Consider the following 21,476-nt stretch of genomic DNA (forward strand, 5'->3'; position numbering starts at 1 on the left):
CGTGCCGGATCAGCGGCCCAGCCAGGCGGCCAGATCGGCCGCCATCTGCGCCAGATCAGCCTGGCGCGTGTACATCATGTGGCCGGCGTCGTAATAGCGGTGGGTGATGCGCGCCAGCACCTCGGCCGGCGCGTCCAGCTGGGCCAGCGACCAGTCGGTGGCCGAATACGGTGTGCCCAGGTCGTAGCGGCCGCTGGCCACGAACACGCGCAGGTGCGGGTTGCGGCGCAGCGCGCGCGCCAGATCGTCGCTGGTGCTGGTGAAGCCGTTGGCCTCGATGCGCCCTTCCCCGCTGCCGCGCCGCCATTCCCAGGCGCGATTGACCTCGCCGTTCATCACCTCGAAACGCGGCTCGACCGGCAGGCCGATCCGGCTGAACCAGGCCATGGCCGCCGTGGCGTAGGGCGCCAGCAAGGCATCGATGCCGGGGTCGAACAGCATCTGCCGCTCCTGGCTGGCCGCCAGCGGTGCGGTGGCGCGCGATTCCAGCCGGCCGACCAGGCGGCCGCGCCCGCGCAGCGCCTCGACGAAGAAGCGGCTGTCGCTGATCCGCAGGTTGCAGGCCTCGACCAGGGCGGGGCTCAGGCCGGTGAGCTCGGCCACGCGGCGCGCCACGCGGCTGCGCTGGCGCGCATCCAGCCGGGCACCGGCGTGCAATGCGCGCAGGTAGTCGCCCTGGGCGAAGTCTTCCGCCGCCGTGCGGGCAGCCTCGGCCGACGCGCCCAGCGCCCCCTGCAGCGTGCCGTGGTACTGCGCAGTGGCGGCATAGGCCGGCAGGAACAGCGCATAGGGCAGATCGTTCTTCGGCGCGAAGACCAGGCTTTGCAGGTCCATCGCGCAACTGACCAGGATGGCGCCGTCGACGGCCAGGCCCAGGTCCAGCATCTTGTCCACCAGGGCCGCGCCGCGCGTGGTGCCGTAGCTCTCGCCGGCCAGGTACAGCGGCGCGCCGAAGCGCCGGTGCGCCGCCAGCCAGCCGCGCATCACCCCGGCCAGGGCCTCGACGTCGCCGTCCACCGACAGCAGCGTCTTGCGCGCCGCGTCGCTGGCGCTGGTGGACCAGCCGGTGTGCGGCGGATCGAGGAACACCAGGTCGAAGTGCGCCAGCCAGGTCAGCGGGTTGTCCTCCACGGCCCAGGGTGAGGGGCCGAGCATGCCGTCGTCCGACACCGGCACGCGCTTGGGGCCCAGCGCGCCCAGCTGCAGCCAGATCGAGCACGAGCCCGGCCCGCCGTTGAAGGCGAAGCACACCGGGCGCTGCGGCGCGCCCTCGGGCTGCGGCACCGTGTAGGCTGTGGTCATCACCGCCGCCTGCGGCTCGCCGGCCTCGGCCCCCAGGCCGCCGGCCAGCACCGGCAGGAAGCCGACGTGCACCCGGTAGGCCAGCGTGCGGCCGTCGGCCAGGGTCAGCTGGTCGTCGTGGGTGACGCCGGGACGGGCGAGCAGGCTGTCGACACGCGCGCGCTGGCGCTTGGCGGCATCGCTGGTGTCCGGGTTCGGCGAGTTGCTGGTGGTGGCGGTGTCGGTCATGAACGGGGCCTTGGGTGGGCAGGCGGGCGCTCAGCGCGCCAGGTACTCGGCAAAACGCGGCAGGTCGACATTGCCGCCCGACACGATGACGCCGACGCGTGCACCGCGCAGGTCGGGCAGCCCCGCCAGGCCGGGGTTCAGCGCGGCGGCGGCAGCCAGGCAGCCGGTGGGCTCGACCACCTGCTTCAGGCGCTCGGCAAAAAAGCGCATCGTCTCCACCAGTTGCGCGTCACTGACCGTGACGATGCGCTCCACCAGGGCCTGGATCACCGGAAAGGTGAGTTGTCCGCTGGCCGGCGACATGGCGCCATCCGCAATGGTGCGCGGCACCGGGATGGTGACGATCTCGCCACGCGCCAGGCTCAGCTGCGTGTCGTTGCCGGCCTCGGGCTCGACACCGATCACGCGCACATCCGGCAGCATGGCCTTGGCGATGGTGGCGCAGCCCGAGATCAGGCCGCCGCCGCCCACGCACACCAGCAGCGCATCGAGCGCACCCACCTCGTCGATCAGCTCGAGCGCAGCCGTGCCTTGCCCGGCCATCACATGCGGGTGATCAAACGGCGGGATCAGGGTCATGCCGCGCTCAGTGGCCAGGCGCTGTCCGATGGCGTCGCGGTCTTCGGTGTAGCGGTCGTACAGCACCACCTCGCTGCCGGCCTGGCCGGCCTGGTACTCGCGCGTGGCGGCCAGCTTGGCGGCGGGCGCGTCGTGGGGCATCACGATCACGGTGGGGATGTCCAGCAGCCGCCCGGCCAGCGCCACGGCCTGGGCATGGTTGCCCGAGCTGAAGGCCAACGCGCCGGCGCGGCGCTGCTCGGGCGTGAACTGCGCCAGCGCGTTGTAGCCGCCGCGGAACTTGAAGGCGCCCATGCGCTGCTGGTTCTCGGCCTTGAAGAACAGCGTGGCGCCGCTGCGGGCATCGGCCGTGCGCGAGCGCAGCACCGGCGTGCGGTGGGCCACGCCACGCAGGCGCTGGGCGGCGGCCAGCACATCGGCCGGCTGGATGGCGAGGGGCGAGGGGCTCATCCGCCACAGCATAACGGCCCGATGCGCCGCGCCACGGCATGCACCGCGATGCGGCCATGCCCTGCCACGGTGCATGGCGCCCGGGCCGCGCGCGGGCGGTTTGCAGCGCTTTCCTGCCGCTGCTGCCGAATTTGCCGCTCATGCGGCAGCCTATGCTGTGCACACCCTGGCTGGCATCGAACCTGCAGAGCACGGGGACACCATGCCTGCCTTGATGACCACCGACGCGCCGCCCCCACCCGCCCTGCCGCCACAGGAGGCCGCGGCGCTGGCCGAGTTCCGCCTGCTGATGGCCGGCGACGGTCACGATGTGGACCTGGCGCGGCTGCGCCTGGACCGGGCCTATGCGCGCGGCTGCCTGGCGCTGGCGCGCGGCTCCACCGCTCCCGGGCTGCAGGCCGCCGCCGATGCGCTGGGCCAGTGGCTGCGCGTCAGCGTGTCACGCGCCTGAGGGGGCACGAGAGGCCGGCCGGGCAGGTCCGGTTCAGCCGCGCAGCGCGTGCGTGGCGCGGGCCAGCGCCGTGATGCAGCCCCAATCCCCCGCCGCCACGGCATCGGCCGGCGTCAGCCATGAGCCACCGCAGACCTTGACATTGGGCAAGGCCAGGAACTGCGGTGCGGTCTCGGGCGTCAGGCCGCCGGTGGGGCAGAACACCACATCGGGGAACGGACCGCCCAGCGCCTTGAGCATGGCCACGCCGCCGGCCTGCACGGCCGGGAAGAACTTCAGGAAGTTCAGGCCGTCGGCATTGGCGGCCATCACCTCGCTGGCCGTGGCCACGCCGGGCAGCAGCGGCAGGCCGATGCGGCGGCAGGCGGCACCCACCTCGGCGGTGTAGCCGGGGCTCACGGCAAAGCGGCTGCCGGCATCCAGCGCGGCCTGGGCATCGGCCGCCGAGCGGATGGTGCCGGCGCCGACCAGGGCCTCGGGCAGCGCCTTGGCGATGGCCTCGATGCACTGCAGCGCCACCGGCGTGCGCATCGTCACCTCCAGCACCTTGACGCCGCCGGCCAGCAGGGCCTCGGCCAGCGGCACGGCGTCCTGCACGCGTTGCAGCACGATGACGGGAATGACGGGGCCGTGGCCGGCCAGGCTCAAGGTGTCGAGGGTCATGAAGGGTCCAGTCTGATGAATTCGTTGGGCGATCCAGGGTCACAGCCAGGTGACGGCGCCCTCTTCGGCGCTGCGCACGGTGCGGCGCAGACCGCCGAACAGCTCGCGGCCCAGGCCGTGGGCGCTGTCCTCGGCCTGGGCCGGGTCCAGCGTGGCCAGGTCGCGCGCGGCCCATTCGTCGTCCGGCACCAGGGCGGCCAGCGTGCCGGCCACGGCATCCAGGCGGATCAGGTCGCCGTCGCGCACGCGGGCCAGCGGGCCGCCGGCCAGGGCCTCGGGGCTCACGTGGATGGCGGCCGGCACCTTGCCGCTGGCGCCGCTCATGCGGCCGTCGGTGACCAGGGCCACGCGGAAGCCCTGGCCCTGCAGCACGGCCAGCGGCGGCGTCAGCTTGTGCAGTTCGGGCATGCCGTTGGACTGCGGGCCCTGGAAGCGCACCACCACCACCACATCGCGGTTCAGTTCGCCGGCCTTGAAGGCGGCCTGCATGGCCTCCTGGCTGGTGAACACCCGGGCCGGCGCTTCGATGACGTGGCGCTCCTCGGGCACGGCCGAGACCTTGATCACCGCGCGACCCAGGTTGCCGCTCAGCAGCTTGAGGCCGCCGCTGGGCGAGAACGGCGCCGCGGCCGGGCGCACCACGCCTTCGTCGGCGCTGGCGGCAGGCGTGGCGTCCCAAGCCACGCCGCCAGAGGGCGCCAGCCGCGGCACCTGGCCGTACGCGGCCATGCCGCCGGCCGCCACGGTGGCCACATCACCGTGCAGGTAGCCGGCATCCAACAATTCACGCAACACATAGCCGGTGCCACCGGCGGCCTGGAACTGATTCACGTCGGCGCTGCCGTTGGGGTACACGCGAGCCAGCAGCGGCACCTCGGCCGACAGATCGGAGAAATCGGTCCAGTCGATCAGGATGCCGGCCGCGCGCGCCACCGCCACCCAGTGGATCAGGTGGTTGGTGCTGCCGCCGGTGGCCAGCAGCGCGACCATGGCGTTGACGATCACGCGCTCGTCGACCAGGCGGCCGATGGGCGTGAAGCGCGCGCTGCGCTCGGTGATGCCCAGCAGCGTGGCCACGGCCTCACGCGTCAGCGCCTCGCGCAGCGGCGTGTGCGGGTGCACGAAGGCGGCGCCCGGCACATGCAGGCCCATGGCCTCCAGCAGCATCTGGTTGCTGTTGGCCGTGCCGTAGAAGGTGCAAGTGCCGGCGCCGTGGTACGCGGCCTGCTCGGCCGCCAGCAGCTCGTCGCGCCCCACCAGGCCCTGGGCGGCCCGTTCGCGCACCTTGGCCTTGTCACCGTTCGACAGGCCCGAGGCCATCGGCCCGGCGGGCACGAACACGCAGGGCAGGTGCCCGAAGTGCAGCGCGCCGATCAGCAGGCCGGGCACGATCTTGTCGCAGATGCCCAGCAGCAGCGCGCCGTCGAACACATCGTGGCTCAACGCCACGGCCGTGCCCATCGCGATGGTGTCGCGCGAGAACAGGCTCAGCTCCATGCCGGGCAGGCCTTGCGTGACACCGTCGCACATGGCCGGCACGCCACCGGCCACCTGCACCGTGGCGCCATGGCGCTGCGCCTCGGCGCGGATCAGCGCCGGGTAGCCCTCATAAGGCTGATGCGCCGACAGCATGTCGTTGTAGGCCGTCACCACGGCCAGGTTGGGCGCGCGCTCGGCCACGATGCGCAGGCGCTCGTCGCCCGGCAGCGCGGCAAAGGCATGGGCCACATTGGCACAGCCCATGCGCTGGGCACCGGGCGCGCGGCCGGTCAGCCGGTCCACCCGCGCCAGATAGGCGCTGCGCAGCGCCGCGCTGCGTTCACGGATGCGCTGGGTGACGTCGACGATGCGGGGCTTCATGCCGTCTCCATGTAACAGTGGATTCGATTATCAAGTAACCTGGTTACATGGTCAACCGTCACCGAATGCCACGACGGCGGCGGACAGGCATGGATCTGGCATGCTCGGGCGCCATGCACAACGGCGATCTCCCGGCTCCGTACCCGGCACCTGAGCCGGTGGCTGCCCAGGTGGACGGCCCCACCGCGCTGCCGGCCCCGCTGCGCGACACCGCGGCGCTGCTGGCGCGTGTGCGCGCCGAATGGGGCGGCCGCAGCGACCTGTGGGTGTTCGGCTACGCATCCCTGATCTGGCGTCCCGAGTTCGAATCCGCCGAGCACCGCCCGGCCCTGGTGCGCGGCTGGCACCGCGCGTTCCGCATGCGCTCACGCGTGAACCGCGGCACGCCGGAGCGTCCGGGGTTGGTCTATGCCCTGGTGTCGGGCGGCATGTGCCGCGGCATGGTCTACCGCATCCCGCGCGAGCGCGCCTCGGCGGAACTGGATCGCCTGTGGCTGCGCGAGATGCCCACCGGCGTGTACGACCCGCGCTGGCTGCGCTGCCAGACCGCCGACGGCACGGTGGCGGCGCTGGCTTTCACGCTCAGCCGCAAGAGCCCCAGCTTCACAGGCCCGATCGGCGACGCGGAGATGCTGCACATCCTGCGCCACGCCCACGGGCGCTACGGCAGCACGCTGGATTACCTGGTGCGCACCGCCGAGAGCCTGCACAGCCACCGCATGTGCGACCGCGAGAGCGCCCGCCTGCTGGCGTTGGCCCGGCGGCAGGGCTTGGTCTAGGTGTGAAGGTTCAATAGGTTGTTGCGGGTGTTCACCCGGAGAGGTTTTGAGAGACTGGCAATCGCCAAACCGCCCGTCTAACTCAAAGCCCGAACCGGATGAACACCCATAAGCATGCCCGATTGACGTACCTGCGCCGACTGGAGATGGTCAAGGACATCACCGAACACGGTGTAAGCGCCGCCCAGGCTGGCCGCCAACATGGCGTCAGTGCGGTCACCGCCCGCAAGTGGCTGGAACGCTACCTGGTCGAGGGCGCCGTCGGGCTGATGGATAAGTCGTCGCGTCCGGCCCGATCGCCTCGAAGCATCGATCCCAGCGTCGCCCTGACGATCGTTGAACTGCGCCGGAAGATGTTTCTGCAAGCGCGCATCGCCTCGTACATGGGCGTGTCCAAGGCCACGGTCAGTCGCGTGCTGCGTCGCGCCGGGTTGTCGCGTCTGAGCGACCTACAGCCCGACGAGCCGGTCCAGCGATACGAGCGCGAAGCGCCTGGCGAACTGCTGCACATCGACACCAAGAAGCTCGGGCGATTCGACAAGGTGGGGCATCGCATCACGGGGGACCGAACCCAGCGCGCCAGAGCCATTGGATGGGACTTCGTCTTCGTGGCCGTGGACGACAACAGCCGGGTCGCCTTCACCCAGGTCTATCCCGACGAAACGGGGCACAGCGCTGCCGCATTTGTGCGTGCTGCGGCGGCATATTTCGGCACGCTTGGCGTGCCGATCCAGCGTGTGCTCACGGACAACGGAAAAGCGTTCTACTCCGCAGCCTTCGCCGAGGCCTGCCTGGAGCAGGGCATCGCCCAACATTTCACCCGCGCCTATCGACCACAGACCAACGGCAAGGCCGAGCGCTTCATCCAGTCCGCGCTACGCGAATGGGCCTACGGCCGCGCCTACGCCAACTCGGCGCAGCGCAACCACGCCTTGCCTGTCTGGACGCACTTCTACAACTGGCATCGCCAGCACCACGGCATCCAGCTCAATGTCCCTGTCTCACGCCTCCCCGCGCTCGACAAGAACCTGTTGACACTTCACATCTAGGCGCGGCGACCCCCGCCCGCGGCGGCCAGGGCTGGCGCGACAGGGGCCACGGAGGCAGCGGGTGCGGCCGGGGCAGCAGGTGCCGCCGGCGGGGTGGCCCGCAGCGCCGCCAGATCAGCCTCGGTGTCCACATCCACCAGCACCCCGGTGTCAGGCAGTTCCACCCCCACCGACGGATAGCGCGCCATCACGCGGCGGGCGCCTTCGTCGCCGGTCAGCGCAACCAGTTCCGAGAACAGTTCCGCCGCGAAGCCCACCGGGTGCCCGCGCCGCCCCTGGTGCTGCGCGTAGGCCACCGGGTGGTGCTCGAGGGCCGACGCCACGGCCAGCAGGCTGGCCGGCTGCACCAGCGGCATGTCACCCGGCAGCACCAGCCAACCGGTGGCGTTGGGCCGCGCCGCCACACCGGTGGCGATGGAGTAGCCCATGCCCAGCGGCTGGCCACCGCCCTGCCCCACCTCGGGCAGCAGCACGATGTCGCGCCGCGCCACCCAACGCGCGGCTTCAGCGGCCAGCGGCTCGGTGGTGACCACCAGCACCGGCAGGCGCGTCTCGATGGCATGGCCGATGGTGCGGCCCAGCACGCTGGTGTCACCCAGGTCCTGCGCCAGCTTGTGGCGCGGACCGGCGAAGCGGCTGCCGCGGCCGGCGGCCAGCACCACGATGACGGGTTGCGGTTTCATTCGGATTGGCGGGCAGATGACGACGACTTCCGCAGCCTCCCCGGCACTGGCGGACGCGCTGTCATCGAGGTCAAGCATGGGCTCGGCCGACCGTGGCAGACAGTCGGACGATCACCTAGGGCATTGCACTTAGGGTGGATCACCGAGCTTGCAGGGGCCTTGCACGGTGGGTGAGCGGAATTCGAACAGACGGATGCAGCGCCGGCGCGCGGCGAGCCCACGCGCTGTGCCAGCGCGGCATACTGGCCGCATGGATCCCCGCATTGCCGACCTCCGCAAGAGCTACGAGCGCGCCGAACTCGACGAGAACGCGGCCGCCGACGCGCCGCTGGCGCAGTTTCGCACCTGGCTGGACGAAGCCCTGGCCGCCCAGGTGCCCGAACCGAACGCCATGACCCTGGCCACCGTGGGCGAGGACGGCCGGCCGTCCACCCGCATCGTGCTGATCAAGGGCGTGGACGAGCGTGGACTGGTCTGGTTCACCAACTACGCCAGCCGCAAGGGCCGCGAGATCGCCGGCCGGCCGTTTGCCGCCCTGCAGTTCCATTGGGTGGAACTGGAGCGGGTGGTGCGCGTGGAAGGCGCGGTCGAGAAGGTGTCGGACGAGGAATCCGACGCCTACTACGCCTCGCGCCCGCTGGATTCGCGCATCGGCGCCTGGGCCTCGCCGCAGAGCGAAGTGATCAGTTCGCGCGCGGTGCTGGTGGCCAATGCCGCCAAGTACGGCGCGCAGTTCCTGCTGCACCCGCCGCGTCCGCCGCACTGGGGCGGCTACCGCCTGCTGCCCGACCGCTGGGAGTTCTGGCAGGGCCGCAAGAGCCGCCTGCACGACCGCATCCGCTACCGGCTGGAGGCCGGGCAGTGGGTCAAGGAGCGGCTGGCGCCGTGAATTGGGGCACCCGGTGCCGCGGGTACGCGGCACCACCCGCCGGGCGGGTTTGCCGGCCGGCTTCGGGCGGCCGGGCGCTCGGCCGGCCCCGCATCAATCAGCGCCGCACGCGGCTGGCGAAGGTCTTCCTGAACTTTTCCACCTTGGGCCCGACCACGAAGGCGCAGTAACCCTGGTGCGGGTGGTTGGCGAAGTAGTGCTGGTGGTAGTCCTCGGCGCGGTGGTAGTTGGCCAGCGGCTGCAACTCGGTCACCACCCGGCCGCCATGCGCCGCATTCGCCTCGGCCAGCACCTCGCGCGCCACGGCCTCATGCGCCGGATCGCTGAGGTAGATGCCCGAGCGGTACTGCGGCCCGATGTCGTTGCCCTGGCGGTTCAGCGTGGTGGGGTCGTGGATGGCGAAGAAGATCTGCAGCACCTCGCGCAGGCTGATCACTGCCGGGTCGAAGGCGAGCTTCACCACTTCCACATGGCCGGTGTCGCCCTCGCATACCTGCTCGTAGGTGGGCCGGGCCAGGTGGCCATTGCAGTAGCCTGACTCGACGGCCGCAACGCCCTGCACCTGCTCGTACACGGCCTCCAGGCACCAGAAGCAGCCGCCGCCCAGGGTGATGGTCTCGAGGCTCATGCACGCGTCTCCAGGTGAGTTCAAGGGATTGGCGCCGATTGTGGGCCGCCACCGTCCGCCCGCGCCGGCCCACAAAACGAAACCCCTCCGGACCTTGCGGCGCCGGAGGGGCGGGTGGCCGATGGCCACCATGTGGGGATCCGGGGAAAGTGGGCCCGGGGCCCCGTTTCACGCAGCGACTGCGTGAATGGAGGTACCTTCATCGAAGGCGACTCAACATTACTCCAAGCCGCGGCGGGCTTCAAGTCGAGATCGCATGTCGGCTGCGTGGGGTCAGGTCGACCGGCCGGCCATCACGGCCTTGAACACGTCCTCGATGCGGCCGGTCACCTCGGCCGGCATGGTGATCGTGCGACCCCATTCGCGCTGCGTCTCGCCGGGCCACTTGTTCGTGGCGTCCAGCCCCATCTTCCCGCCCAGCCCGCTGACCGGCGACGCGAAGTCCAGGTAGTCGATCGGCGTCGAATCCACCAAGGTGGTGTCGCGCGCCGGGTCCATGCGGGTGGTGATGGCCCACATCACGTCCTTCCAGTCGCGGATGTCCACGTCGTCGTCGGTCACCACGATGAACTTGGTGTACATGAACTGGCGCAGGTAGCTCCACAGCCCGAACATCAGCCGCTTGGCATGGCCGGGGTAGGCCTTCTTGATCGAGATGATCGCCATGCGGTAGCTGCAACCTTCCGGCGGCAGATAGAAGTCGACGATCTCGGGAAACTGCTTCTGCAGGATGGGCACGAACACTTCGTTCAACGCCACGCCCAGCACCGCGGGCTCGTCGGGCGGCTTGCCGGTGTAGGTGGAGTGGTAGACCGGGTCGCGCCGGTGCGTGAGCCGGTCGATGCGGAACACCGGGAACCAGTCCTGTTCGTTGTAGTAACCGGTGTGATCGCCGTACGGGCCTTCCAGCGCATGCAGGTAGCCGCCGATCTCCTTGACTGGCACGCCGTGGGCGCTGCGACCTTCGAAGCCCGGCGCGGCGGTGGGGATGTGGCCTTCCAGCACGATCTCGGCCGTGGCCGGCACCTGCAGCTTGCGCTCGCCCTCGCCCACGGCGCAGTCCACCAGTTCGGTGGCGCTGCCGCGCAGCAGACCGGCGAACTGGTACTCGCTCAAGCTGTCGGGCACCGGCGTCACCGCGCCCAGCGTGGTGGCCGGATCGGCGCCCAGCGCCACGGCGATCGGGAACGGCTGGCCGGGGTTGGCGCGGGCGAAGTCACGAAAATCCAGCGCGCCGCCGCGGTGCGCCAGCCAGCGCATGATGACCTCGCGCGGGCCGATCACCTGCTGGCGGTAGATGCCGATGTTCTGGCGCAGGCGCGGCCGCGCCACGCCCTGCGGACCGCGTGTGACCACCAGGCCCCAGGTGATCAGCGGCGCAGCGTCGCCCGGCCAGCAGGTCTGGATCGGCCACTGGCCGAGGTCGATCTCGTCACCCAGCTGTTCCACCTCGCGGCAGGGGCCGTCGCGGCGGCGCGTGGGCTTCATGTCCCACACGGCCTTGGCCAGTTGCACGAAGCGGCCGGCGTCCTTCAGCCCCTGCGGCGGCTCGGGCTCCTTCAGCCGTGACAGCAGCGTGCCGATATCGCGCAGCTCGGACACATCGGCCGCACCCATGCCCAGCGCCACGCGCCGCGGCGTGCCGAACAGGTTGGCCAACACCGGCACGCGGTGGCCGGTGGGCTGGCTGAACCACAGCGCCGGACCTTCGGCGCGCAGCACGCGGTCGGCCAGGGCGGTCATCTCGAGCACCGGCGACACCGGCGTCGTCACGCGGCGCAACTCGCCCTGCGCCTCCAGCTGGGCAGCGAAATCGCGCAAATCGCGGTATTTCATAATTCGGAATGAATAAGAGACGAAAGTCTTATGCTTGACCGGTTATTTCGAGGCTTCCTAGAATGCCTCTCAGCCCGATACTTCGGGTTAACCCGCGCCCGTCGTGCCGCTGGCTCGAGCAGGGCGCAACGCTGCCAGTTCCGGGTCTGTGCCCACGGCCACTGCAAGGTGGCTCCGGCAGACCAGCGGACGATTATCGGCCCCCGACCCAAGCCCCTCCTCGCTGTGCGAGGCGCGGCCCGCCGTCGGAGGCCCGAAGAAAGGATGCACATGACAGCGATTGCGAAGCTGCGCGCCACCGCGTCGACCAGCCTGGCCTCGGCCCAGGTGTTCCTGCGCGACGTGGGCGCCGGCCTGCTGGAAGTCAGCCACAACTCGCTGGCCCTGCTGGGCCTGGCGGTGCTGGGCGCCGCCCTGTTCGCCGGCGGCCGTGAAGACATGCGCGACGCAATGGAGCGGCACGCCCTCGACTGGCTGCTCGCTCGCCAGGAAGCGCGCGAGCCGGCCGATGCGCTGGCCGAGATCACCGAACCCGATGCCGTGGCCCGGGCCACCGCGGCCGATCCCAAGGCCCTGCCGCGCCAGCAGGCCGCCGTGGCCGGCTGGCTCTCGCGCCGTTACCACGTGGCCCCCGAACCGGTGAGCCGCCTGGTGCAGGAAGCCTGGAGCGTGGGCCAGCGCATGGGCCTCGATCCCACGCTGATCCTGGCCGTGATGGCCATCGAGTCGAACTTCAACCCGTTCGCGCAAAGCGCCGTGGGCGCCCAGGGCCTGATGCAGGTGATGACCCGGGTGCACGACGACAAGTACGAAGCCTTCGGTGGCGTGCGCGCCGCCTTCGACCCGGTGAGCAACCTGCGCGTGGGCGTGCTGGTGCTCAAGGAATGCATCGCCCGCGCCGGCGGGCTGGAGGCCGGCCTGCGCTACTACGTGGGGGCCGCCAACCAGAACGACGACGGGGGCTACGCCGCCAAGGTGCTGGCCGAGCAGACCCATCTGCGCAAGGTGGCCGATGGCAAGACCGTGGCGGTGAATGCGCCGCTGCCCGCCGCGCAGCCGGTGGTGCCCGCCGCGCCGGCCAACACCGCCGACGACGGCGCGCCGGTCAAGTCGGCCGGCACATCCGCACACGACGAGCGGGTGGCCCTGCTGCGCTGACGCCCGTACGGGCCGAAGCCGCTAGAATCCAAAGTCTCGCGCAACTGGCGATCAGGGCCTCACCGGCCCGAGGTGGATTGACCACCGGGAAGCGCGAGCCGCCAGCCGCACGCCCAGCGTGACGACCGGCGATGTCAGCCGTTCGCCTGGGCAACCTGTTGCACCTTGCCACCGCGCGGGGTCGCCGCAACGGGTCTTCACCGCACCGTTGAAGAGGATGCCCTCCATGTTCGACCGCTCCCAATCCACCATCGCCAACGTCGATCCCGCGCTGTGGGCCGCCATCCAGGCCGAGAACCAGCGCCAGGAAGACCACATCGAGCTGATCGCCAGCGAGAACTACACCTCGCCCGCCGTGATGCAGGCGCAAGGCTCGCAACTGACCAACAAGTACGCCGAGGGCTACCCCGGCAAGCGCTACTACGGCGGCTGCGAGCATGTGGACGTGGTCGAGCAGCTGGCGATTGACCGCGCCAAACAGCTGTTCGGCGCCGAGTACGCCAACGTGCAGCCCAACAGCGGCAGCCAGGCCAACCAGGCCGTGTACTTCGGCCTGCTGCAGCCCGGCGACACCATCATGGGCATGAGCCTGGCCGAAGGCGGCCACCTGACCCACGGCATGCCGCTGAACATGTCGGGCAAGTGGTTCAAGGTGGTGTCCTACGGCCTGAACGCCCAGGAAGACATCGACTACGACGCGATGGAGCGCCTGGCCCACGAGAACAAGCCCAAGCTGATCATCGCCGGCGCCTCGGCCTTCTCGCTGCGCATCGACTTCGAGCGCATCGCCGGCATCGCCAAGGCCATCGGCGCGTACTTCTGGGTCGACATGGCGCACTACGCCGGCCTGATCGCCGCGGGCGTCTACCCCAACCCGGTGCCGCATGCCGACGTGGTGACCACCACCACGCACAAGACCCTGCGCGGCCCGCGCGGCGGCCTGATCCTGATGCGCGGCGAAGAGATCGCCAAGAAGATCAACTCGGCCATCTTCCCCGGCATCCAGGGCGGCCCGCTGATGCACGTCATCGCCGGCAAGGCCGTGGCGCTGCAGGAGGCGCTGTCGCCGGAGTTCAAGGCCTACCAGGAGCAGGTGGTGAAGAACGCCGCCGCCATGGCCGAGACGCTCAAGCAGCGCGGCCTGCGCATCGTCAGTGGCCGCACCGAGAGCCATGTGATGCTGGTCGATCTGCGCCCCAAGGGCCTGACCGGCAAGGAAGCCGAGGCGCTGCTGGGCCGCGCTCACATCACCTGCAACAAGAACGGCATCCCCAACGATCCGCAAAAGCCCATGGTCACCAGCGGCATCCGCCTGGGCAGCCCGGCGATGACCACGCGCGGCTTCAAGGAAGCCGAGGCCGTGAAGGTGGCCCACCTGATCGCCGACGTGCTGGACAAGCCCAACGACGAGGCCACGCTGGCCGCCGTGCGCGAGCAGGTGTCGGCGCTGACCCGCGCCTTCCCGGTCTACCGCTGACCGGACACGGCGGCGCAGTCGGGCCCGGCTTGAAGACGTAGCACCCCATGCGCTGCCCCTATTGCGCTCACAACGAGACCCAGGTCGTCGAGACCCGCGAGTCCGACGAAGGCGACGTCATCCGGCGTCGCCGCCGCTGCCTGAAGTGCGACAAGCGCTTCACCACCTACGAGCGGGCGGAGATCGCACTGCCGGCGGTGGTGAAGAAGGACGGCGCCCGGGTCGAGTTCGATCCCGCCAAGCTGCGCGGCTCGATGATGCTGGCGCTGCGCAAGCGGCCGGTCAGCGTCGAGCAGGTGGACGCGGCGATCGAGCGCATCCAGGAAAAGCTGCTGGCCAGCGGCGCCCGCGAGGTGCCGTCGGCCCGCGTGGGCGAGCTGGTGATGCGCGAGCTCAAGCGCATGGACAAGGTGGGCTATGTGCGCTTCGCCTCCGTCTACCGCAGCTTCGAGGACGTGGACGAGTTCAGGCAGCTGATCCGCGACATCTGATCCGCAACACCTGATCCCGGCCCGGCCATCGGGGCGATTCCCCCCTTTCGGGTGGCGCATCCCCCCCCGCGCCGCCCCTCCCTCCGAAAGCCCCCGCCCCCTCCCCCCGCGCGGGCGACGCGCCGCCGGGCGCCGATTTCTACAGTGTGCGCATCCCATCCCGATGCATGGAGCGCACATGTCCCAGACCCCCTGCTGCCCCCGGCCCCGCCCGCTGCCGCGCCAAACCAGCCGCGGCCTGACGATGGTGGAGTTGCTGTGCTGCCTGTGCATCAGCGGCCTGCTGCTCGCCGGCGCGCTGCCCTCGCTGCGCGACCTGCGCCTGCGGCAGACGCTGGACGCCGTGGCCGCGATGCTGGAGACCGATGTCCAGTACGCACGCTCGCTGGCCCGCGCCACCGACCGCACCGTGCGGCTGGCGGTGCAGGCGACCGCCGACGGCGGCAGCTGCTACGTGATCCACAGCGGGCCAGCCGGCGCCTGCAGCTGCGATGCCAGCGGTGCCGCCCGCTGCGACGAGCCGGCGCAGCTGCAACGCGTGCAGGTGCAGGCCGCCACGGCCGGCGTGCGCATCAGCACGGCCAGCCGCAGCCTGGTGTTCGACGCCGGCAAGGGCACGGTGACGCCCACGGCCACCTTCGTGGTCACCGACAGCGAGGGCCGCGCCCTGCACCAGATCGTCAACGTGCTCGGCCGCACGCGGTCCTGCTCGCCCAGCGGCCTGGCCGGCTACCGCCGCTGCGCCTGAGCGCTTCGCCGTCCAGCGGGCCCCTGAACCCCCGTGGTCACGGGAGTCGGCCGACGAGCGGTCAATCCCCCGCGATGAACGGCGCACCCGTGACAGGTTGCCGCGTGCATCGGCCAATAATCGGCACATGTTCACACCGTCTGCCCGCCCCCCGCGCGACCGCGGCTTCACGCTCGTCGAGTTGATGATCGTGCTGGCCGTGCTGGCCATCCTGGTGGGCGTGGCCTGGCCGTCCTACCAGTCCGCGGTGCAGAAGGGCCGCCGCGCCGACGCCATGGCCGCACTGGCCCAGCTGATGCAGGCGCAGGAACGCTGGCGCAGCGAGCACGCGAGCTACCAGGCCACGCTGTCCAGCCTGCCGGGCACCGGCAGCACGTCGCCCGAAGGGCACTACACGCTGACGCTGGTCGATGACTCGGTCACCGCCACCGGCTACACCGCCCGGGCCACGGCCAAGAGCAGTTCCCCCCAGACGCACGACAGCGTGTGCCGCGTGATGCAGGTGGCCGTGTCCGGCGGCAGCATCACCTACAGCTCGCTCACCGCCAGCAACACCACCAACTCCGCGCCCGATCCATGCTGGGTCAAGTGATGACACGACCGCGGTCCGCCCGCACCGGGCTGACCCTGGTCGAGATGCTGATCACCATGGCCGTGATGGCCGTGCTGGTGGCCATCGCCGTGCCGTCCATGTACCAGTTCATCATGCGCAAGCGGGTGCAGGGTGTGGCGGATGAGTTGTTGGGGGATGTGCGCTTGGCTCGCTCGGTACAAGCGCGCGACAACCGTGACACGGTGATCCGCTTCGGCAGCCTGGATGGCCAGACCTGCTACGTGGTGTACCACCCCAGTTCGCGCCTTGCCTGCGACTGCACGGCCACGCCGGTGTGCGCTTCGCGCGGTAGTTCCAGCGCAGTGGAAATCAAGACCGTGCGGCTGGCGAGCAGTGGCCGCGTGTCGGTCAACCCCGTCGACGACAGCGCGTCACTGCTGAAGTGGGACGCAGTCACTGGCTTGCCGACCGATGGCGTGACGCTGAACATCCAGGTGTCGGGCAGTTCTGGCGGCGAAGTCCGCATGCGAACCAATGCCACCGGCCGCGGACAGCTGTGCAGTGTCAGCGGCCACACCGGCACCTACCCGGCCTGCGCCACCACCACAACCTCGACGGAACAATGAGACACGCCTTGACGCGCGCCACTTTGTCGCCCCGCCCTCGCGGCATGTCGCTGGTGGAACTGATGGTCGGTGTGACCATCGGCCTGTTCATCCTGGCGGCGGCAACGCTGGTGGTCACCAGCCAGTTGGGCGACAACCGCCGAATGCTCACCGATGCCCAACTGCAGCAGGACATGCGCGCCACCATGGACATCGCCGTGCGTGACATGCGACGTGCGGGCTACTGGGCCCATGGCTGGAACAACGTCTGGGCCGACTCGGTGACCAACGCGATGGCGAACCCGTACAACACGGTGAGCGCCACACGCAGCAGTCGTGAAGGCGACTCGATCGTCTACGACCGTTCCACCGACGAGGAAGGTCAGCAGTCCGGCACCGACAACGACCGTGTCGATTCGTCGGAACGGGTGGGCTTTCGCTTCAACGCCGCGGCCGGCACGGTGGAAATGCTGATGGGCGGCGACACATGGCAGACCTTGACCGACCCTGCGGTGATGCGTGTGACAAGGTTTGATCTGACCTACACGACCCAGGCGGTGCCGCTGCCCTGCGGAGCGCAGTGCCCTGTCAGTTCCCGGGGCTGCGCGCTGGATCTGCTGGTGCGCAATGCCACATTGGTGTTCAGCGCACAGGCGGCGAGTGACGCCTCGGTCAAACGAAGCGTCCGCAGCGACCTGCGGCTGCGCAACGACATCCTGGTCGAGCGGAGTGGATGCTGACATGAGCCGCAGCGAGCCTCTCACCCTCTCCCTCCACCGTCGCCAGACACCGGCACGGGGATTGGCGGCCTTGACCATCGTGATGGTGCTGTTCCTGATCATGGCGATGGTCGCGGCCTACACGAACCGCAACCTGGTGTTCGAGCAACGCACGAGCGCCAACAGCTATCGCGCCGAGCGCGCCCTGGCCGCCGCGGATGCCGGCATCGACTGGGCGTTGTCGATGCTCAACAGCGGCCGCATCGACACGCGCTGCAGCCTGGACGCCGATGGCGGCAGTTCCTACCGCGCACGCTACCTGACCACCGACACCGAAGGTCGCATCAGCGTGGCCACCGGCACCGGCGGCGTCACCCTGTACTCGGGCTGTACCAATGTGGACGGTGCGCTGAGTTGTGGTTGCCCGACCGCCGACTCGCCGACGGTGTCGGTGAGCAACTCAGCCGATCCGCCAGGCAACGCGTTCCGCGTCAGCTACTTTGTGCCCGGCGGCGCGGCGCGCGCCGGGGCCATCGCACTGAACGTCCAAGGCTGCGGCACCCCGGGCGTCAGCGACGCAAACTGCGTCTCCGCATCCACCGATCCTCAGGTCGACGGCAGGGCGCGGGTGGTGGTCACGCTGGGCATGGTGCGTGCACTGCCGACACCGCCTGTGGCTGCACTCACTGCCGCCAACATGATCAGCGCCGCCGGCGTGGAACTGCAGATTGGCAACCAGGACAACCTGACCGGTGCCACCGTGCACACCGGCGCGGCCGGTCCCACCGATGCAGCCTCGACCAGCCGCTACGTGGTACCAGCAGGCGGCGGCGGCAACGGCTGGTTGGTCAACGACGGTGCGTTGTTCCAGAAGCGACTGCAGAACCTGGCTGATGGCGCCACCGCCAGCGATGGCATGTTCACCGCCACGTTCGGCATGGACGGGCCCAACTATCGCCGCCAGCAGGGTGTCGTGCGCAAGACTTGTACCGCAGCGTGCGGCATCGGCGACCTGGACTACATGCTCAAGTTGTTCCCTGGCCGCACGCTGTGGTTTGACGGTGATCTGAGTATTGACGGCAGCACCACGGCCGCTGCCGGCAGCATTGGCACCGTCGCCCAGCCGGCGCTGGTCATCGTCACCGGCACGCTGGGCGTCCAGCGCGACAACCCCATGGTCGGGCTGTTCTATGCAAGTGCCGTGAATTGGTCTGCGGCCGGCGCCTCGCTGCGTGGTGCGTTGATCTCGGCCTCGGACTTCACCGCCACCAGCCGCGCCACGATCAGCTACGACGCCGACGTGATCAATGCCATCGTGACCTCTTATGGCACGTTCGTGCGGGCACCAGGCAGTTGGAACCGCACCACCTTCTGACGCCATGCGCCCCATCCCTCACCCGCACCTGCGTCATCTCGGGGTCTCACTGATCGAGGCCTTGGTGGCACTGGCTGTCATGTCCTTCGGCATGCTGGCGCTCATCGGTGTGCAAAGCACGATGCGCATCAACACCGACCTGTCGCGCCAGACGACCGAAGCCGCGCGAATCGCCACCGAAGACCTCGAATCGTTGCGCCTGTTCGTTGATGTCCGACACGACGATGATCAGCCGGTCCCGTCCTGGGACGATCTGACCAACCGTACCGCCACCGTGCAACTGCCAGGCGATACCGGTAACGTCAGTTTCGCGCTCAGCCGACAATTGACGAACTTCCCGACCCGGCCCGAGCAGATGACGCGTCTGGGTCTGGTGGCCTCGCAGGCCAAGATCGCACAGACCACCGTGACCTGGACCGACCGCACCAACAGCACGCGCACGGTGCGCTTGCAGGGCCTGGTGTCGGCCACCTCGCCGGCACTGGCAGGAATCCTGTCACTGCCACCCATCTCCGGCGTGACGGCGCGCAGCAACAATCGGCATCCCAGCATTCCAGTCAGCGCGCGCGACCTGGGCAACGGCAAGAGCGCCTACAAGCCATCGACCACCAGCAACGTGGTCTGGGTCTTCAATAACACCACCGGCGCCATCACCGGCCGGTGTTCGTCGGTCGCACTGGCGCAGGCCGACATCACCGCCGATTCGGTCAGCAGTTGCACCGCGGTGGGCTATGGCAGCCTGGTCTCGGGCACCGTGCGCTTTCATCTCACCGCGCCACCCAGTGGTGGCTACACGGCCGCGCAGGCCGAAGATCCCCAGGGCGCCGCCGGCACCGAAACCTTGGCGCTCGGGAGCACGCCCTTGAGCTTCAATGCCAACAACCGTGTCGGCCTGGTGTCGCCGTTTTCGGAGTGTTTCGCAGGCCTGCTCTACACGCCGTCCGGCAGCACTGCCCGCGGCCCATCCGCGATCGACTACACCTGCCTGGTGTATGCCACGGACGCCAATGGCTGGGGTGGGCGGATCGATCTGAGTGTTGCGGTGCCGGGCTGGGCACCTACCAGCCTGTCCACGGCGGACAGCACGGCCCAGCGACTGCGGGTCTGCCGCTACACCCGGAGCAGCAGCGATTACACGGCCAACCGCGATCACCCCAGGACCTACTGCCGTGTCGCGTCCGATGAATGTCTGTCTGCCAATCGCGTCACCCGCAACCTCAACAACCAGAACTTCCTGGTCATCGCCGCCGGCGGCCTGTGCCCGGCGGACAGCGACAATAACGCGGCCAGTGGCCAGGATCCGCTGCGCAACGCCAACACCCTCGCCCACCAGCCCTGATGCACGATTGCCTGCCCGCCGCTGACCAGTTGCTGCTGCAGCGGGCGATCACGCTGGCGGAAGGTGCGATCGGCGTGTCCGAGCCGAATCCGCGGGTCGGTTGCGTGATCCACGATGCACAGGGCCGGCTGGCCGGCGAGGGCCACACGCAGCAGGCGGGAGGCCCGCATGCCGAAGTCATGGCACTGCGCGCCGCGCGGGAAGCGGGCATCGACGTCAGCGGCGGCACGGCCTGGGTCAGCCTGGAACCCTGTGCGCACCATGGGCGCACGCCGCCCTGTGCCGACGCGCTGGTAGCCGCCGGCATCGCGCGCGTGGTGGTGGCCCTGCACGACCCGTTTCCGCAGGTGTGCGGCCAAGGCATCGCGCGGCTGCGTGCGGCCGGCGTGCGCGTGGATATCGCGCCCGAGGGTCCCGTCACGGCGGCTGCGCGCGCCCTCAACATCGGCTTCCTCTCGCGGGTGCTGCGCGGCCGGCCCTGGGTGAGGCTGAAGGTGGCCGCTTCGCTGGATGCCCGCACGGCCCTGCCGGATGGCCGCAGCCAGTGGATCACCGGCCCGGTCGCGCGCGCCGATGGCCATGCCTGGCGCCGCCGTGCCGGCGCGGTGCTCACCGGCATCGGCACGGTGCGCGACGACGACCCGCGCCTGGACGTGCGCGAGGTGCCCACGCTGCGGCAACCGCGCCGCGTGGTGCTCGATTCACGCTTTGCCACACCGCCTACCGCGCGCCTGCTGTCGCCCCCGGCCGATGTGCTGGTGGTGGGGGCGGTGGCCGACGCGCCGCGCCAGGCCGCGCTGCAGGCGGCCGGTGCGCGCACGCTGCTGCTGCCCGGCCAAGATGGCCGTGTGGATCTGCCCGCCCTGCTGCGCCAGCTGGGCAGTGAAGGCATCAACGAACTGCATGTCGAGGCCGGCGCCGTGCTCAACGGCGCCTGGCTGGCGGCCGACCTGGTCGATGAACTGCTGGTCTACCTGGCGCCCAAACTGCTGGGGCCGGGCAGAGACATCGCCATGCTGCCGGCACTGCCCTCGCTGGACGAGGCGCGCGGCTGGCGCTTCATCGGCAGCGACCCGGTCGGTGTCGACCTGCGCCTGCGCCTGATGCGCCAGGGCGCCGACGCTTTTCTGGGCTGAGCGTCTGGGCAGAACGTCTGGGCCCAGCGATCCGGCTGAACGCCCAGACCGAACACCGGCGGCGACCGCCGGTGCTGCAAAGCTCAGTGACCCTGGCTGCGGCAGACGGCGGGCTGGCGGTACTCGCGCCCCACCACGGCCCTGGCATACAGGTAGTTCGAGCGTGCGCGCTCGCTCAAGGCGTCGAGGTCCACATGGCCCTCGCGGTCGCAGGGAAAGGCCAGACCACGCCCTTCCACGAACAGAGATTCAAATCGCAGCTCGAAACCGTCGTCGATCTGCAGCATGTTGTCGCTCGGGTGCATGTCCGTCGTCCTGTCGCCACCGCGGTCGCGGCCGATGCTGCAAGACTAGGCGCACCGGCGGCTTGGCGCCTTGGACGGCAACCGGTGCAATACGTCGTCCGGCCGCGCAAACCTGTGTCAGACAGATTCCGACAACTGTGCAGACGGCTTGATCGGCGCGCGGGCAAAGAAAA

Annotated in this window: 22 protein-coding genes and 1 riboswitch; of the genes, 14 read left to right on the forward strand and 8 right to left on the reverse strand. The window is 69.9% G+C overall.

Translation table 11 applies throughout. The annotated features are described in order from the left end of the window. Positions 1-9 precede the first annotated feature (9 nt). Both AACH10_RS00855 and AACH10_RS00860 read right to left on the reverse strand, forming a co-directional pair. The gene (locus AACH10_RS00855; RefSeq protein WP_341408457.1) at positions 10-1,530 is read right to left on the reverse strand and encodes a S10 family peptidase; all 1,521 of its coding nucleotides are present in this window, start codon (positions 1,528-1,530) and stop codon (positions 10-12) included. A 30-nt stretch (positions 1,531-1,560) separates the two neighbouring features. Next, a complete protein-coding gene (locus AACH10_RS00860; protein WP_341408458.1) occupies positions 1,561-2,559 on the reverse strand; it encodes a threo-3-hydroxy-L-aspartate ammonia-lyase in 999 nt (332 codons plus the stop codon). A gap of 202 nt (positions 2,560-2,761) precedes the next feature. Between AACH10_RS00860 and AACH10_RS00865 the strand changes: the two genes are divergently transcribed. Continuing rightward, on the forward strand, positions 2,762-3,010 hold the full coding sequence (locus tag AACH10_RS00865; RefSeq protein ID WP_341408459.1) for a hypothetical protein: 249 nt from the start codon (positions 2,762-2,764) through the stop codon (positions 3,008-3,010). A 33-nt stretch (positions 3,011-3,043) separates the two neighbouring features. Here the strand turns inward: AACH10_RS00865 and eda are convergent, their stop codons facing one another. Continuing rightward, positions 3,044-3,673, reverse strand: coding sequence for a bifunctional 4-hydroxy-2-oxoglutarate aldolase/2-dehydro-3-deoxy-phosphogluconate aldolase (gene eda / locus AACH10_RS00870; RefSeq protein WP_341408460.1), 630 nt, complete (start codon positions 3,671-3,673; stop codon positions 3,044-3,046). Positions 3,674-3,712: 39 nt separating this feature from the next. Then, a complete protein-coding gene (gene edd, locus AACH10_RS00875; protein ID WP_341408461.1) occupies positions 3,713-5,533 on the reverse strand; it encodes a phosphogluconate dehydratase in 1,821 nt (606 codons plus the stop codon). Positions 5,534-5,622: 89 nt separating this feature from the next. Here edd and AACH10_RS00880 point away from each other — a divergent pair, with 89 nt between their 5' ends. Further along, on the forward strand, positions 5,623-6,312 hold the full coding sequence (locus tag AACH10_RS00880) for a gamma-glutamylcyclotransferase (protein WP_341408462.1): 690 nt from the start codon (positions 5,623-5,625) through the stop codon (positions 6,310-6,312). Positions 6,313-6,410: 98 nt separating this feature from the next. Further along, entirely contained in the window at positions 6,411-7,361 is a 951-nt protein-coding gene (locus tag AACH10_RS00885; RefSeq protein ID WP_341408463.1) for an IS481 family transposase, read from the forward strand. Here the strand turns inward: AACH10_RS00885 and AACH10_RS00890 are convergent. Then, complete coding sequence (locus AACH10_RS00890) at positions 7,358-8,044, reverse strand: nucleotidyltransferase family protein (RefSeq protein WP_341408464.1); 687 nt, start codon at positions 8,042-8,044, stop codon at positions 7,358-7,360. The two genes, AACH10_RS00885 and AACH10_RS00890, sit on opposite strands and share 4 nt — an antisense overlap. A 250-nt stretch (positions 8,045-8,294) precedes the next feature. Here AACH10_RS00890 and pdxH point away from each other — a divergent pair, with 250 nt between their 5' ends. Beyond that, entirely contained in the window at positions 8,295-8,933 is a 639-nt protein-coding gene (pdxH, locus tag AACH10_RS00895) for a pyridoxamine 5'-phosphate oxidase (protein WP_341408465.1), read from the forward strand. 97 nt (positions 8,934-9,030) lie between these two features. On the opposite strand, the gene msrA is transcribed toward pdxH, so the two are convergent. Beyond that, positions 9,031-9,561: a peptide-methionine (S)-S-oxide reductase MsrA gene (gene msrA, locus AACH10_RS00900; RefSeq protein WP_341408466.1), complete on the reverse strand. Its 531-nt coding sequence runs from the start codon at positions 9,559-9,561 to the stop codon at positions 9,031-9,033. A gap of 273 nt (positions 9,562-9,834) precedes the next feature. Next, the gene (locus AACH10_RS00905) at positions 9,835-11,397 is read right to left on the reverse strand and encodes a UbiD family decarboxylase (protein WP_341408467.1); all 1,563 of its coding nucleotides are present in this window, start codon (positions 11,395-11,397) and stop codon (positions 9,835-9,837) included. 270 nt (positions 11,398-11,667) lie between these two features. Between AACH10_RS00905 and AACH10_RS00910 the strand changes: the two genes are divergently transcribed. From AACH10_RS00910 to ribD, 10 genes are all read left to right on the forward strand, one after another. Then, the gene (locus tag AACH10_RS00910) at positions 11,668-12,555 is read left to right on the forward strand and encodes a lytic transglycosylase domain-containing protein (protein WP_341408468.1); all 888 of its coding nucleotides are present in this window, start codon (positions 11,668-11,670) and stop codon (positions 12,553-12,555) included. A 30-nt stretch (positions 12,556-12,585) separates the two neighbouring features. Continuing rightward, a riboswitch (ZMP/ZTP riboswitch) is annotated at positions 12,586-12,714 on the forward strand. 67 nt (positions 12,715-12,781) lie between these two features. Then, positions 12,782-14,032: a serine hydroxymethyltransferase gene (glyA, locus tag AACH10_RS00915; protein ID WP_341408469.1), complete on the forward strand. Its 1,251-nt coding sequence runs from the start codon at positions 12,782-12,784 to the stop codon at positions 14,030-14,032. A 47-nt stretch (positions 14,033-14,079) separates the two neighbouring features. Then, positions 14,080-14,523 (forward strand): transcriptional regulator NrdR, encoded by a 444-nt coding sequence (nrdR, locus tag AACH10_RS00920; protein WP_341408470.1) that lies wholly within the window; start codon positions 14,080-14,082, stop codon positions 14,521-14,523. A gap of 178 nt (positions 14,524-14,701) precedes the next feature. Continuing rightward, positions 14,702-15,271, forward strand: coding sequence for a GspH/FimT family pseudopilin (locus tag AACH10_RS00925; protein WP_341408471.1), 570 nt, complete (start codon positions 14,702-14,704; stop codon positions 15,269-15,271). Positions 15,272-15,398: 127 nt separating this feature from the next. Continuing rightward, the gene (locus AACH10_RS00930) at positions 15,399-15,863 is read left to right on the forward strand and encodes a type IV pilin protein (protein WP_341408472.1); all 465 of its coding nucleotides are present in this window, start codon (positions 15,399-15,401) and stop codon (positions 15,861-15,863) included. Next, positions 15,863-16,450, forward strand: coding sequence for a prepilin-type N-terminal cleavage/methylation domain-containing protein (locus AACH10_RS00935; protein WP_341409186.1), 588 nt, complete (start codon positions 15,863-15,865; stop codon positions 16,448-16,450). Before AACH10_RS00930 ends, AACH10_RS00935 begins: the two co-directional genes overlap by 1 nt. An 8-nt stretch (positions 16,451-16,458) precedes the next feature. After that, on the forward strand, positions 16,459-17,169 hold the full coding sequence (locus AACH10_RS00940; RefSeq protein ID WP_341408473.1) for a PilW family protein: 711 nt from the start codon (positions 16,459-16,461) through the stop codon (positions 17,167-17,169). A 1-nt stretch (position 17,170) separates the two neighbouring features. Then, on the forward strand, positions 17,171-18,523 hold the full coding sequence (locus AACH10_RS00945; protein WP_341408474.1) for a PilX N-terminal domain-containing pilus assembly protein: 1,353 nt from the start codon (positions 17,171-17,173) through the stop codon (positions 18,521-18,523). Between the two features lie 4 nt (positions 18,524-18,527). Further along, a complete protein-coding gene (locus AACH10_RS00950; RefSeq protein WP_341408475.1) occupies positions 18,528-19,862 on the forward strand; it encodes a hypothetical protein in 1,335 nt (444 codons plus the stop codon). Continuing rightward, positions 19,862-20,998, forward strand: coding sequence for a bifunctional diaminohydroxyphosphoribosylaminopyrimidine deaminase/5-amino-6-(5-phosphoribosylamino)uracil reductase RibD (gene ribD, locus AACH10_RS00955; RefSeq protein ID WP_341408476.1), 1,137 nt, complete (start codon positions 19,862-19,864; stop codon positions 20,996-20,998). The genes AACH10_RS00950 and ribD overlap by 1 nt, the downstream gene beginning before the upstream one ends. 83 nt (positions 20,999-21,081) lie before the next feature. Here ribD and AACH10_RS00960 read toward each other — a convergent pair whose 3' ends face one another. Continuing rightward, a complete protein-coding gene (locus tag AACH10_RS00960; RefSeq protein WP_341408477.1) occupies positions 21,082-21,303 on the reverse strand; it encodes a hypothetical protein in 222 nt (73 codons plus the stop codon). Between the last annotated feature and the right edge of the window lie 173 nt (positions 21,304-21,476).

The sequence above is a fragment of the Pseudaquabacterium inlustre genome (assembly GCF_038066595.1).
Lineage (GTDB): Bacteria > Pseudomonadota > Gammaproteobacteria > Burkholderiales > Burkholderiaceae_C > Pseudaquabacterium > Pseudaquabacterium inlustre.